Raw genomic sequence first — 12,858 nt, forward strand, 5'->3', positions numbered from 1 at the left:
GCACCGAATTGGGGGGCCGCCCCGCGAAGGACCGCAGGAAGGAAACACCCGTGACCACTCCGGGAAGCCTGACGATACGGAATGCCCTCATTTTCGACGGCGAATCACCTGAACTGTCTGAGGGCTCTATCAGCATCCGGGATGGCCGGATCACGGCCGTGGGACGGGAGGCGGAAGAGGCCGGTGTCGTCCTTGACGCCGGCGGCCGCACCGTGATTCCCGGACTCATCGATGCGCATTTTCATGCTTACGCGCTCAGCCTGACGTCCGCCGCGAATGAGACCGGGCCACTCAGCTATTCCGCGCTCACCGGGGCCAGGCGCCTCGCGGCTGCGCTTTCGCGAGGATTCACTGCCGTTCGTGACGTAGCGGGAGGTGACGTTGGACTTGCCAACGCCATCGAAGAGGGCCTGTACCCTGGTCCGCGCTACTTCTTCACGGGACCGGCACTGAGCCAGACGGGCGGCCACGGTGATATCCGGGCGGCGAACGACGGAGGTTGCTTCCATGGCGGCCACATGTGCGAAGTGGTGGACGGCGCGGATGACCTGCTACGGGCGGTGCGTCACCGATTCCGTACAGGTGCCTCCGCCATCAAGCTCATGACCTCCGGAGGCGTCATCTCACCAGTCGATCCGATCCGGGTTCCGCAGTACAGCGCGGAGGAAATCCGCATCGTCACGGAGGAGGCTAACCGTCGGGGCAGCTACGCTACGGCCCACGCATATTCACCCGACGCCATTCGCCATTCAGTGCTCAACGGGGTTCGCTGCATCGAACACGGCAATCTGCTGGATGTGGAAACCGCCAGGCTCATGGCTGACAAGGACGTCTATCTGGTTCCCACCCTGGTGACCTACGAGGCCATGCAACGACGCGGACAGGAAGTCGGCCTCACCGACGTGGGAGCGGCCAAGAACCGGGAAGTGCTCGAGGCCGGGAAGAACGCCGTTGCACTGGCCCGAGACGCCGGGGTCCGGATTGGGTTCGGGACAGACCTCATGGGTGAACTGGAAAACGAGCAGCTGGCCGGACTCCGCCTGCAGTGTGAAGTGCTCGGCGTGTACGGCACCCTCCGGTCGGCAACCTCAGTCAACGCCGCCCTCCTTCGGCGTGGTGACCTGGGAAGGATCGCCGAAGGGTCCTGTGCGGACTTGGTGGTGTTGGACGGGAATCCGTTCGATGACGCATCGATCCTGTGGGACGAAAGCAAGGCGCGTACCGTCGTCAAGGGCGGGCAGGTCATCTCCCCTGGTGCGCTTCGGGGTGCGGCGAATTTCACGTTGGACGTTCCTGTCGCCTGAAAGCCGAGGGACATCGTATCCGCGAAGTGCGCGGTGTCGGGGTGGGCAATTGAAACCCAACCCCAACACCGCGCACGGGTGGACTACTGCGGCTCAGACGTGCGACAACCCGTCACTTCGCTGGGCCGGGCTTAGCAGCGAGATCGCGAGTGACCCCGGTCGGGATTTCGATCGCGGCAGTGACGGCGGCCTTCTCCCGCTCGCTCTGCTGCACGTCGTCGAGCTCCTTGAGGGTGTACTTTCGGGTCTCCTTGCCCGTGAGCGCGGAGATCCCGGCGAAGAGCATGAACCCGATCGCGACCATGGACGGGCCGACCCAATCCTTGAGGTTGGCTCCCGCGAGTGCTGTGGCGAGAACGGGGCCGATGACGCCGGAGATGGCGAAGCCGATCTGCGTGCCGAGGGCGAGTCCGGAGACGCGCAGTCGGCCCGGGAACATCTCTGCGAAGAACGAGGGCCAGGACGCGTTCACCATCGAGTAGAAGAAGGAGTAGTTGATGATGCCGAACAGGAAGATCAGCGTCCAGTTGCCGGTCGTGATCGACCAGAGGTAGGGCGCCATCGTGATGCCGACGCCGATCGTTCCGCTGAGGAACATCGTCTTGCGGCCGACCTTGTCGACGAGAAACCCTGCCAGGGGGGTGATGGCCAGGGCGACCACGGCCGAGACGGTGGTGGTCAGGAGCATGGTCGGCTTGTCCAGCTTGTACCCGGAGGTTCCGAAGGCCACCGAGAAGGTCTGCATCATGTAGCTGGTGCCGGCGATGAGCGCGCAGAAGACGATCCGGAGCACGGCGCGCCAGTGGAAGCGCAGGACGTGCTTGAGCGGGGCGACGTTGACCTTGGTGCGCTGCGCCTCGATGAACTCCGGCGGCTCCTGGACATGGCGGCGGATCAGGTAGGCGACAACCACCACGACGGCGGAGAACCAGAACGGGAGCCGCCAGCCCCAGGAGAGCAGCTGCTGCGAGGGCATCGCGGCGATCGGGATGAAGAGCAGCAGCGTGAGCAGCGTGCCGGAGGAGGCACCCAGGGTCGTGAAGCTGCTGATGAACCCGCGGCGGCGATCGGAGGAGTGCTCCAAGCTCATGGTGATCGCGCTGGGCTGCTCGCCGGAGAGGCACAGGCCCTGGATGACGCGGATCGCCACGAGCAGGATGGGGGCCGCGGCACCGATCTGGGAGTAGGTCGGGAGGCAGCCGATCAGGAAGGTGCAGCCGCCGATGCCGAACAGGGTGAGCATCATGACGAATTTGCGGCCGAAGCGGTCGCCCATCGGGCCCAGAATGAGGGAACCGAGGGGTCGTACCGCGTAGCCGACCGCGAAGGTGACCAGGGACAGCAGCACGCTGATGCCCTCGGGCAGCTGCGGCGAGAAGAAGAGGACGTTCAGGACCAACGCCGACGCGGTGCCGTACACCGCGAAGTCGTAGTACTCGAGCGTCGTGCCGATCCAGGCCGCGACGGCCGCCCTGACCGGGGTCTTTCTGGGGAGTGTGGTTTCAGTCATTTGGACTCCATTGGCGGTGGATGAACAGCGGCCTGCCCGCAAGCGTGGGCTGCGGAAAGAGACCTCGAGGGGAATTTCCGGTTAGTCCCGCCGTGAGCTCTCTCGCATGACGATCGTGTGCTGGTACGGCTTTGCAAACTGGCCTCACATAAAAAGTAGCGTTTGAGGTGCGAGTCACACAAAGACGGCTTTTGTGTCCCCAGATAGGGATCCGTTATGACCGGGTCCGAAAGGCAGGACCGGCACCATCACCGGCACCATCACCGGGGCCGCGGCGGCGCTGCACAGGCCCAGAGGCCGCTCAGTGAGCAGCCCTTTCTGATCCAGCACCTGTCAGCAACTGCCCTAATTTCCCCATATCGGAATTCGGTTTATAGGGTTTATCAAGGCATTTCCCGCTACCGATGGCCTTTCCAGTTATCGATGGCGCTTATCCTGGGAAATGCCGCTCCTGAGCCACAATGCGATCCATGCTGCTTCCACCGGAACATCCAGAAGGTATGTGGGCTTGATGCGCCCCGACACCCCGTAGCGCAGGTCGATCGCAAGAAGAGTGGCCGCCGTCGATATTCCGACCCGGCGTGCGGACGCCAGGTTATCCGCGTCGCGGGCCGACAGCAGTTGCATGAGGCCGTTCCCGACGAGCAGTCCTGCGACCGTCTGCACGAGCCACCACTCAGCCTTGGGGCCGAATACCAGCTCGAAGCTCTTCCGGTGTACCAGCGGCCACGAACCGCTCACCACGTTGAACAGCCCCTGCGCTCGCGCCAACTGGTTCCGCTGCATGAGAGAGCACTACCCCACGGGATTTTCAGCAAGCAAGGGAATTGCCTCGGAGGGGTTGCCATGGAGAGCGCGCAAGGCCACAATGTTTCTCGACAGTCGAGATACTCGATCATCGAGATAGCTTCTAGAGGGAGCCCAAGTACCTCGACTGCCTCAGCGGAAGTCGCGGCCGTGAAGGCCCTTGCTGTCTGGAGTGAAAGAAAATGCCCAATCGTCGCCTTGCTGCAGTTGCGGCCTCTGCCGCCGTCCTGGCCTCAACCGTCCTGCTCGCCCCGGCGGCCCACGCCGACTCGCGCGGGTGGGAGCCCGGCGGGGAACGCGGCGCCACGACAGTGGTGCTCAACCCGGCGCTGGTGCCCGTGCTCGTGGGGACCCTCAAGGTCAAGCCGATAGCTCCGGGTGCCCTGGTCGCTCCCGGCGGCCGTGCCGAACTGGTGTTCCCCATCACCCATGTTGAGGGCAACGTCGTCGAGCACTCTGGCGGCCTCCAGTTCTCACCGGTCGGCGGCGGGTCCCTGCGTCTCACGCATTTCGACGTGAACCTCGGCAAAGGTGTACTCGACGCCAAAGGCCGGCTGAACGGCAAGCGGCTTGCCCGCCGGGTCGACCTGTTCACGCTCGGGCCCGTCCAGCCGATCGGCGGGAGCGTGCCAGCATGCTTCGGGACGGCTGCGGGGCTGACGCTGACTGCCCAGGCGGCCGGCGCCCTCGGCGCGCCATCCTTCGCTGGGGCATTCGTCGGCGACGCCTGCGTCACCCCCCGCCAAGACTAACGAGGTCGGGGATCAGAGCACTCAGACGCTCAGCTCCAGCATGAGCGCAGGCAGTTCGTCGGCAAGTTCGCGGGCCAGGAACCCGAGGGGACCCAGCCTGCTGGCCAGACGGTCGGCGGCCGAGGCATGCAGGTGAGTGCCCCAGCAGGCTGCCTGCGCGCTGCTGGTTCCCCGGGCCCGGAGCCCGGCAATCGCGCCAGAGAGGACATCCCCACTCCCAGAAGTACCTAGACCGCCGTATCCCGTGCCGATCTTCCACAGCTCCGGTTCCTCGGCATGCAGTCCGGCCGGCTGGGCGATCAGCCCCTGGCAGCTGACCACGGCGTCGAACCTCTCGGAGATCTCGGCCAGGTCCTTTTCGAGGTCGTCTGCGTCCCGGCCCAGCAGGACCCCTGCCTCGGTGGGATTCGGGGTGAGGATCAGGCGGCCGCGCCACGGGTCCACCTGGTCCTCCAGCCGCACCAGCGCGCCCAGTGCGTAGGCATCGAGGACGACGGCGGGACCTCCCCGGCCATCAGGGTTGCCGCCGGACTGGCCGGCACCCGAGGCCTCGCGTTCGAGCAATGCGGCCAGCAACTGCCCGGCAAGGTCGAGGTCGTCCAGCCCCGGCCCCACCAGGATCGTGTCCACCTTGTCCAGATAGGAGGAAATCCGGTCCAGCTCAGGCTTCACGGAGCCCTCCGCGGTCTCCGGCAGCCCGATCGAACCGCACTCGGGCAACGCCACTCCCAGCTGCACGGACGCCGATTCGGCCACGGCCAGTGTGAGCTTCCCGGCCCCGGCCCGGAGGGCCGTGACCCCGGCCAGCAGCGCCGCGCCGGGGGTGGCCCGGGCCCCGCCAATGACCAGCACGGACCCGCGCGAGTATTTGTCCTGGCCGGGGGCCGGGAGAGGCCACTCCCGCAGGAGCGACGGTGTCACCAGGGTGGCGTTGGAGGAATCACTGCGGCCGGACACTGGTGTCTCCGGCGTGCTCGGTCACCGCGACGCCCTGCTCCCTCAGGTGATCGGCCACGTTGAAGCTCTCCAGCGTCCACGGTCCCACGCCGCTGGGACGGACGAACCGGGTCAGCGAGGCGTTGAGGATGGTTTCCCTGGCTGCCAGGTCCAGCAGTTCCTTTTCGCTGAGGCCTTCCAGCACGTACCGGAACAGCATGATCACCGCGTCGTGGCACACCAGCATCACCCGGTGTCCCATGCCCAGGTTGTTCAGCTCCGCCAGGACCGAGCGGAGCCGCAGCGCCACGTCAGCCCAGGATTCGCCGCCCGGCGGACGGTAGTACAGCTTGCCGAGCCACTCGCGGCGCTCGGACTCCTCGGGATACCGGTTCTCCACGCCCAGCCGCGTGAGCCGATCCAGGATGCCGAGTTCGCGGTCGCGCAGCCGCTCGTCGGTGCGCACCTGCACAGGCCAGCCCGCTGTTTCCACGGCGATCTCGGCGGTCTGACGGGCCCTCGCGTACGGGGAGGACACCACTGCGTCCGGGCGCAGCTCCGTGGCGATCCGGCTCAAGGCGGTGCCCAGCGCCTTGGCCTGGTCCCGACCGGTTCCGGACAGGTTGACGTCCGCATCGCGGGCGGGGACGTCGATGACCTCGACTCCAGCCTCGCGCGCCTCGGTGGCCGCGACGTTGCCTTCGCTCTCACCGTGGCGGATCAGCAGCAACTCGACCGCCCCGGCCTCCTGGACGGCCTCGGTCAGGCCGTGGTCGTCGGGCGAAGCCCCGTTGGCTGAATCCCTGTTCGCTGAAGTGTCCATCCAGCAATCACCTCATCCTCGCCGTGCCGAATGCAGGAACACTACCAACGCCGCACCGCAAGGGCGGTCAGCGGGAAGACGAGCCGGCCGAGTCGAGGCGCTGCAGTTCCTCGGCAGTGAGCTCGAGCTCCGGAGCCGAGGCGGAATCCCGGATGGACTCCGGGCGCGAAGCCCCGGGGATGGGGATCACGACCTCGGCCTTGGCCAGTTCCCACGCAAGGGCGACGACCTGCGGCGAGACGCCACGCTCCTGCGCAACGAGGGCGAACTCGTCATGGATCGACCCGAGATCCGGTGCCGATGAGATTCCGCCCAGGGGACTCCACGGGAGGAAGGCAATGCCCATCTCGGCGCAGAGCTCAAGCTCTGGTTCGCTCGATCGGAATTTTGGCGAGAACTGGTTCTGCACGGACACGAGGCGGCCGTTGAGCACTTCCTGGGCCACCTTGATCTGCTCGACGTTCGCGTTCGAGATGCCGGCCATGCGGATCAGGCCTTCATCGAGGAGTTCGGCAAGGGCTCCGATCGAGTCGGCATAGGGCACCTTGGGGTCTGGCCGGTGGTACTGATACAAATCGATCGCGTCGACGCCGAGGCGGTGGGCCGAGGCCTTGGCCGCTTGCTTGAGGTAGGCCGGGTCGCCGTTCTGCGCCCACGGGCCTTCCTGCGGACGCAGGTGTCCGCCTTTGGTTGCGATGATCACCTGCGACGTGTCTCCGCCATAGGAGCGGACTGCTTTGGCGATGAGCTCCTCGTTGTGGCCCACCTCGGCTTTCCCGGCCAGGTGGTAAGCGTCCGCTGTGTCGATGAGGGTCACGCCCGCTTCGAGAGCAGCGTGAATCGTTGCGATCGACCGCTGCTCGTCCGGGCGGCCCTCGATTGACATCGGCATTCCGCCGAGTCCGATGGCACTGACGGTCACGGTTCCGATGGTGCGTTGCTTCATCTGTCTGCCATCCTCTTCTCGCTCGGTTCGTGGAACAACCCTTCGACCGTATGTCCGGATCGGGAGGCGAGGGAGGTCCTCTGAGTACCACCTTCAAAGCCGAGCATCCCGACTCACTCGGCCAGCAGCCCGACCACCATCGTCCTGTGGAGTGTCTCGACGTGCCGACGTGAGACTGCGGCTGCAGCCACAACATCGCCCTCTCGGAGCGCCGCCGTGAGCTCGGCGTGGTCGCGGTTGGCCACGTGCAGGTCCTGAATCGGGTACGGAACGAAGAACGCGTAGAGCTCCTCGAGCGAATGTCGATACTCCTCCGTGGCCGCCCCCAGAGCCGACGCCTCGGCCACCAGCTCGTGGAAAGCTGCGTCGCACTGGTGGTACTCTGCCCAGTCGGTTGCTCCAGCCATGCGCGAGGTGAGCGCTTCGAGCTCGGCGAGCTGCTCGCCGCTTGCATGGAGCGCAGCGAAATGGGCGACGGCGGTCTCCTGCAGCATGCGCCGATCGATGAGCCGATGGACCTCGGTGACCTCGGAGGGCGCCATGGTGAGGCTGCGCAGGACCTCCCCGGGAGGCTCCTCAGCCACGAACGTCCCGCCGCCGCGCCCACGCAACCGGACAAGGACGCCGTCGTCCGCGAGCGAAGCCAGCGCACGACGCGCGGTCATGGGGCTGACGGACAGGCCCAGGGCAACGTCGTCCTTGTCCGGCAGCCGCTCGCCGGGCTTGAGGAGCCCGAGTCGGATCGCCATCCCGATCCTCATCCGGACAGCATCGATGGCGCTTCGGCGTCCGATCCGGGCGAGCGACGCGTCGTCGATGAGCGGCACGCCCGAATCGGGGAGGACGACGGCGGAGTCCGGCTCAGCGTCGAGAGAAGTCACTTGGGCCCCCTTTCCTCAGTTGAATCTATTAGCTCAGCTTGATCTATTATGGGCGACGTCACATCGAAAATCGAGGTTTACCTTGCAACGACATCTTCCCCTCGTGGCCGTCCAGGCCCCGCCCAGGCTCATCGGCGAGCCGTTTGCGGGCTTCGCCGACGAAGCGCGCCGGGTCCTCGAGCGGCACCCGGAATCAAAGCTCCTCGTGTTCCCCGAACTCCACCTCTTCGGCGACGGCGACCCCGACCTCCAGCGCGAGGAGGCACTGCGCGCGGCGGCCGAGCCGCTGGACGGCCCGCGAGTCGTGGCACTTGCAGGCCTGGCGGAGGAGCTCGGCGTCTGGCTCGTTCCCGGCAGCGTCTGCGAACGCGGCGAGCAGGGCGAGCTGTTCAACACGCAGATCGTCCTCTCGCCGTCCGGAGAGCTTGTGGGCAGCTACCGCAAGATCTTCCCTTGGCGCCCCCATGAGCCCTACGAGCCGGGCGACCGCTTCGTCGTCGTCGATCTGGACGGGATCGGACGCGTGGGACTCAACATCTGCTACGACGCATGGTTCCCCGAGACCAGCCGCCAGCTCGCGTGGATGGGCGCAGAGGTGATCCTCAACGTCGTCAAGACGACGACGGCCGACCGCGCCCAAGAGCTCGTGCTCGCCCGGGCGAACGCCATCGTCAACCAAGTCTTCGTGGTGAGCGTCAACTGCGGCGGGCCGAGGGGTCAAGGCCGCAGCGTCGTCGTCGGCCCTGAAGGCGAGGTCATCGCCCAGGCTCCCGACGCCTCACCGGCACTCCTCGCCGCGGAGCTTGACCTCGCCGCGGTCGACCGGGTCCGCGCCCGGGGGACCGCGGGCGTCAACCGCATGTGGTCACAGTTCCGCCCAAGCGAACCCGCCATCCCGCTGCCGGTCTACCAGGGTCGGATCGACCCGGCGACCTGGCAGCCCCAGTCTCCATCACCCGCACCCACCACCGACCTCACCGACGTGGCTCTCGCCACACTCAGGAGCACTCGATGACCGATTCGTCGGCAACCCTCACCCGGACCCTGCGGCTCCCGTCGCTCGTCCTCTTCGGCCTCGCGTACCTTGCGCCGCTCATCGTCCTCGGGATCTTCGGGGTGATCGCGGAGACCACAGGCGGGGCAACGCCGTCGGCCTACCTCGTGGCGCTCGTCGCGATGCTGTTCACGGCCCACAGCTACGGTCGGATGTCCGTTGCCCACCCCGTCGCCGGCTCGGCCTACACCTACGTGCGCAAGTCGATCGACTCCCGCGTCGGGTTCCTCGTCGGGTGGGCGATGCTGCTCGACTACGTCTTCCTCCCGATGGTCATCTGGCTCATCGGCGCCTCGTACCTCGGCTCGGCGTTCCCCGGCGTTCCGATGCCGGTCTGGATCATCTCCTACATCCTCCTCACCACCGCGCTCAACGTGCTCGGCATCAAGGTCGCCGACAAGGCGAACTTCCTGCTCATGGCCTTCCAGATGCTCGTCATCCTGCTGTTCGTGGTGCTCTCGGTCGGTTCGATCACGGCTCAGGGTTCGGGCGGCCTCTTCAGCGCCACGCCGTTCGCCAACCCGGGCACCGGGTTCGGTCCCATCACGGCCGGCGCCGCCATCGCCGCCTACTCCTTCCTCGGCTTCGACGCCGTGACCACGCTGACTGAGGAGACCGTCCAGCCCCAGAAGACCGTGCCCCGCGCGATCATGCTCGTGGCGCTCATCGGCGGCGGCATCTTCGTGGTCGTCTCCTACGTCACGCAGCTGGTCCACCCTGGTGGTGACTTCGCGAACGTCGATTCGGCCGCCACCGAGATCGCCGTGCAGATCGGCGGCAACTTGTTCGCCGCGGTGTTCCTCGCCGGGCTGGTGGTGGCGCAGTTCGCCTCCGGCATCGCCGCGCAGGCCAGCGCGTCCCGCCTCATGTACGCGATGGGCCGCGACTCGGTCCTGCCGAAGAAGGTCTTCGGGCGTCTCAACCCGCGCTTCCGCACGCCGGTCGTCAACATCGTCATCACGGGAGCGGTGGGCCTCATCGCGATGTTCCTTGACGTCTCCACGTCCACGTCGTTCATCAACTTCGGCGCCTTCACCGCGTTCACCCTGGTGAACGTCTCGGTGATCTTCCACTACTTCCGCGAAACGAAGCGCGGCGTCCGCCTGAACCGCGTGAGCTACCTCGGAGTGCCGGGGATCGGCGCCCTCATCTGCGCCTACCTGCTCTCGCAGCTCGACCCGAACGCCCTCACGCTCGGCCTCTCATGGCTGGCCGTCGGCATCATCGTGCTCGCGGCCATCACCCGCGGCTTCCGTTCAGCGCCACCCGAGATGCAGACTGCTGAGGCAGTGCTCGTCTAGAGGCCGTACTGGTCTAAAGGCGGTACAGGTCTTATTGAGAGGATCCCTCCCCGTGCGCGTTGCCGTCGCCCAGCCTGCGTCCAACGACGACGTCGCCGCGAACCTCGCGCTGATTGATCAGCTCGCGGCGCAGGCGGCGGGGGAGGGAGCCCAGGTGGTGCTGTTCCCCGAATACGCGACCTACGAGAAGCGGCGCCTCGACGAGACCTTCGCCCGGGCAGCCCAGCCGCTCGGCGGCCCCATCTGCGCCGACCTGGCCTCCATCGCCCGCCGCCACGGCATCACGCTCGTGGCGGGGGTGGTGGAGGCCAGTCCCGTTCCCGAGCGCCCCTTCAACACCCTCGCGGCCTTCTCGCCCTCGGGGGCGCTGATCGCGGCTTACCGCAAAATCCATCTCTTCGACGCGCAGGGGCAGCGGGAATCAGACTTCATCTCACCTGCCCCGACCGCCGATCCTGTGACGTTCGACGTCGGAGACGTCACCTTCGGGCTCATGACCTGCTACGACCTCCGCTTCCCCGAACTTGCGCGGGCGCTCGCCGACGCAGGCGCTCAGGTGCTGGCAATCGGGGCCTCGTGGGTCCCTGGAGAGCTCAAGACCGACCAGTGGCTCACCCTGCTCGCGGCGCGGGCCATCGACAACGCTGTGTTCGTCGCCGGGTCCTGTCAGGCCCCGCCGATCTCGGTGGGCCACAGCCAGATCCTGGACCCGCAGGGCGGCGTGCTCAGCCGGCTCAGTGCGGAGCCGGGAGTCGCTGTGGCGGACCTCGACCTAGGTCGCATCGCAGGGATCCGCCGCGACTTCCCGGTCGCGCAGCAGCGGCGGATGGGGGTTCTGATCAGATCCGATCACACGCAGCCCGAGAGTGCCGTCTAACCCGACTCTCGTTCTAGGCGTCGAACGATTCCCGAAAGCGTTCGGCGGATTAGCGCGCTCAGGACTGGACGGCGAAGCCGCCGGTCCAGGAGATCTTCTCCCGGGCAGCGAGGGTGATCTGCAGGAAGCCCAGGGCCTCGAGTTCACGGGTGCGGCGATGTGAGCCGGCGTCCACGGCGTTCAGTCCACCGGCGGTGACAACCTCGGCGAGCTGGGTCTTCGCGTCCTCGTCGTCTCCGGCGATGAGGACTGTTGTCCGCTCCCCGCCGATCTCGCCCTCTGCCAGCGTGGCGGCGAAGTTCGTGTTGAAGGCCTTGAGGACCTTTGAACCCGGAAGCGCGGCCGCGATCTCGGCCGCCGCGGAGGAGTCAGCAGGGACGGTCAGGGAGTCGAAGGTCTCGAAATTGAGCGGGTTGGTGATGTCCACCACGACCTTGCCGGCGAACTGCTCGGCCCGCTGCTCCAGAACCTCGGGAATCGCGGGGTAGGGGACGGCCAGCACGATGATGTCGCCGCTGACGGGCTTGCCGGCGTCCTTGCTGCCGAAGAGCTCGACGGCGTTGCCGCCCTTGCTGACGACGCTCGCGATGGCTTGGCCCATGTTGCCGGTTCCGATGATGCTCACAGTGGTCATGACGATCTCTCCTTCTGAAACCTTCTGAAAACCCGCACCATTTTTGTTGATGCTTCAACTAAGGCTACTCGCCCACGGTTGAAGAAACAACCTTTTTGGCTAAGTCGTCCACCCGCGCCCGGAGCTGGTTGTCCGGCAGGCCCGGGAGCTGTAAAATTTCGATTGTAAGTTTTAGATGGATCCGAGGGATTCAGATGGTGTTCCCGCCAAGCATCGAAGTGCTGTACATCGAAGAATGCCCCCAATGGCAGGCCGCCCTGCGGCTCGCTCGGTCCGCCGCCCGGAGGGCCGGCGCCGGGGAGGTCGACGTGTTCGCGACCGAGGTCCGCAGCAAGGCTCAGGCACTGCGGCTGGGCTTCGCAGGGTCACCCACGATCCTGGTGGATGGGAGGGACCCTTTCCCGGGCGCCCCGACGACCGAGCCGGCCTGCCGGATCTTCCAGACACCACACGGCTGGGCGGCCCTTCCCGACGGCGATCAACTCGCCCAGGCCATCCGCCTCGCGTCCGCCCGCTGACGCTTGGTTGCCGGGCTCGGCGCAGACGGGGTGAATCTCGAGGACTCGGCCGGCGGCCGGCTCGTCGACCCGGCAATCCCGGCAGCGAAGATCCACGCCATCAAGCAGGCCAACCCGAATGTGTTCGTCAACGCGCGCGTCGACTCGTACTGGTTCCATGAGGACGCCACTGTCGGCGCAGTCCGGGAGCGGGCGGAGGCGTACGCCGACGCGGGCGCTGATGGCATTTTCGTTCCTGGCGCGGCTGACCCGGCGACACTTGAGCAGCTGGCCGAGGCCATCCCGCTTCCGCTGAACGTGCTCGTGGTGCCCGGCCTCACCCTGACCGAGTTGAAGAACGTCGGGGTGCGGCGGGTCAGCACCGGATCACTGCCGTATCGCGCCGCCATTGACGCGGCGGTCGGAATCGCCGCCCCAGTCCGGGATGGGCGCGAGATCGCGAGCGCGACGTCCTACGCCGTCTCGCAGCAGCGGCTCCTCGACTTCGCGCAACGCAAAGCCGCGGGCTGATCCGG

14 protein-coding genes are annotated in these 12,858 nt (G+C 66.7%); 7 read left to right on the forward strand and 7 right to left on the reverse strand.

Annotation, left to right across the window (positions count from 1 at the left end):
* Positions 1 to 50: 50 nt before the first annotated feature.
* Positions 51 to 1,304 (forward strand): metal-dependent hydrolase family protein, encoded by a 1,254-nt coding sequence (locus E5679_RS16960; RefSeq protein WP_138418049.1) that lies wholly within the window; start codon positions 51 to 53, stop codon positions 1,302 to 1,304.
* Between the two features lie 112 nt (positions 1,305 to 1,416).
* On the opposite strand, the gene E5679_RS16965 is transcribed toward E5679_RS16960, so the two are convergent.
* Positions 1,417 to 2,814 carry an MFS transporter gene (locus E5679_RS16965; RefSeq protein ID WP_138418051.1) on the reverse strand — a complete coding sequence of 466 codons (1,398 nt, stop codon included), beginning with the start codon at positions 2,812 to 2,814 and terminating at the stop codon, positions 1,417 to 1,419.
* Between the two features lie 417 nt (positions 2,815 to 3,231).
* Positions 3,232 to 3,600, reverse strand: a complete 369-nt coding sequence (locus E5679_RS16970; RefSeq protein ID WP_138418053.1) for a hypothetical protein — start codon at positions 3,598 to 3,600, stop codon at positions 3,232 to 3,234.
* A gap of 203 nt (positions 3,601 to 3,803) precedes the next feature.
* On the opposite strand from E5679_RS16970, the gene E5679_RS16975 reads away from it, so the two are divergent.
* Positions 3,804 to 4,373, forward strand: a complete 570-nt coding sequence (locus E5679_RS16975) for a hypothetical protein (RefSeq protein ID WP_138418055.1) — start codon at positions 3,804 to 3,806, stop codon at positions 4,371 to 4,373.
* A gap of 21 nt (positions 4,374 to 4,394) precedes the next feature.
* Here the strand turns inward: E5679_RS16975 and E5679_RS16980 are convergent, their stop codons facing one another.
* From E5679_RS16980 to E5679_RS16995, 4 genes are all read right to left on the reverse strand, one after another.
* A complete protein-coding gene (locus E5679_RS16980) occupies positions 4,395 to 5,330 on the reverse strand; it encodes an ADP-dependent NAD(P)H-hydrate dehydratase (protein ID WP_171042425.1) in 936 nt (311 codons plus the stop codon).
* A complete protein-coding gene (locus tag E5679_RS16985; RefSeq protein ID WP_138418057.1) occupies positions 5,314 to 6,132 on the reverse strand; it encodes a histidine phosphatase family protein in 819 nt (272 codons plus the stop codon). The genes E5679_RS16980 and E5679_RS16985 overlap by 17 nt, the downstream gene beginning before the upstream one ends.
* Before the next feature lie 67 nt (positions 6,133 to 6,199).
* Complete coding sequence (locus E5679_RS16990) at positions 6,200 to 7,078, reverse strand: aldo/keto reductase (protein WP_138418060.1); 879 nt, start codon at positions 7,076 to 7,078, stop codon at positions 6,200 to 6,202.
* A gap of 113 nt (positions 7,079 to 7,191) precedes the next feature.
* Positions 7,192 to 7,959, reverse strand: coding sequence for a FadR/GntR family transcriptional regulator (locus tag E5679_RS16995; RefSeq protein WP_249336205.1), 768 nt, complete (start codon positions 7,957 to 7,959; stop codon positions 7,192 to 7,194).
* Positions 7,960 to 8,041: 82 nt separating this feature from the next.
* Between E5679_RS16995 and E5679_RS17000 the strand changes: the two genes are divergently transcribed.
* From E5679_RS17000 to E5679_RS17010, 3 genes are read left to right on the forward strand one after another with little or no spacing between them, the layout of a single operon-like run.
* Positions 8,042 to 8,974 (forward strand): carbon-nitrogen hydrolase family protein, encoded by a 933-nt coding sequence (locus E5679_RS17000; protein ID WP_171042426.1) that lies wholly within the window; start codon positions 8,042 to 8,044, stop codon positions 8,972 to 8,974.
* A complete protein-coding gene (locus E5679_RS17005) occupies positions 8,971 to 10,314 on the forward strand; it encodes an APC family permease (RefSeq protein WP_138418064.1) in 1,344 nt (447 codons plus the stop codon). Before E5679_RS17000 ends, E5679_RS17005 begins: the two co-directional genes overlap by 4 nt.
* Positions 10,315 to 10,366: 52 nt before the next feature.
* The gene (locus E5679_RS17010; protein ID WP_138418066.1) at positions 10,367 to 11,191 is read left to right on the forward strand and encodes a carbon-nitrogen hydrolase family protein; all 825 of its coding nucleotides are present in this window, start codon (positions 10,367 to 10,369) and stop codon (positions 11,189 to 11,191) included.
* Positions 11,192 to 11,249: 58 nt separating this feature from the next.
* Here the strand turns inward: E5679_RS17010 and E5679_RS17015 are convergent, their stop codons facing one another.
* Positions 11,250 to 11,825, reverse strand: a complete 576-nt coding sequence (locus tag E5679_RS17015) for an NADPH-dependent F420 reductase (protein WP_138418068.1) — start codon at positions 11,823 to 11,825, stop codon at positions 11,250 to 11,252.
* A gap of 194 nt (positions 11,826 to 12,019) precedes the next feature.
* Here E5679_RS17015 and E5679_RS17020 point away from each other — a divergent pair, with 194 nt between their 5' ends.
* Positions 12,020 to 12,343, forward strand: coding sequence for a thioredoxin family protein (locus tag E5679_RS17020; RefSeq protein ID WP_138418070.1), 324 nt, complete (start codon positions 12,020 to 12,022; stop codon positions 12,341 to 12,343).
* 3 nt (positions 12,344 to 12,346) lie between these two features.
* Complete coding sequence (locus tag E5679_RS17025) at positions 12,347 to 12,853, forward strand: isocitrate lyase/phosphoenolpyruvate mutase family protein (RefSeq protein WP_138418072.1); 507 nt, start codon at positions 12,347 to 12,349, stop codon at positions 12,851 to 12,853.
* Positions 12,854 to 12,858: the final 5 nt, after the last annotated feature.

The sequence above is a fragment of the Sinomonas gamaensis genome (assembly GCF_005876955.1).
Classification (GTDB): domain Bacteria; phylum Actinomycetota; class Actinomycetes; order Actinomycetales; family Micrococcaceae; genus Sinomonas; species Sinomonas gamaensis.

Bases quoted from the DNA above. Each gene is read 5' to 3' on its own strand.
- E5679_RS16975 (WP_138418055.1), top strand. From the start codon at position 3,804: ATGCCCAATCGTCGCCTTGCTGCAGTTGCGGCCTCTGCCGCCGTCCTG.
- E5679_RS17020 (WP_138418070.1), top strand. From the start codon at position 12,020: ATGGTGTTCCCGCCAAGCATCGAAGTGCTGTACATCGAAGAATGCCCC.
- E5679_RS16985 (WP_138418057.1), bottom strand. From the start codon at position 6,132: ATGGACACTTCAGCGAACAGGGATTCAGCCAACGGGGCTTCGCCCGAC.
- E5679_RS17015 (WP_138418068.1), bottom strand. From the start codon at position 11,825: ATGACCACTGTGAGCATCATCGGAACCGGCAACATGGGCCAAGCCATC.
- E5679_RS17005 (WP_138418064.1), top strand. From the start codon at position 8,971: ATGACCGATTCGTCGGCAACCCTCACCCGGACCCTGCGGCTCCCGTCG.
- E5679_RS16965 (WP_138418051.1), bottom strand. From the start codon at position 2,814: ATGACTGAAACCACACTCCCCAGAAAGACCCCGGTCAGGGCGGCCGTC.
- E5679_RS16970 (WP_138418053.1), bottom strand. From the start codon at position 3,600: ATGCAGCGGAACCAGTTGGCGCGAGCGCAGGGGCTGTTCAACGTGGTG.
- E5679_RS16990 (WP_138418060.1), bottom strand. From the start codon at position 7,078: ATGAAGCAACGCACCATCGGAACCGTGACCGTCAGTGCCATCGGACTC.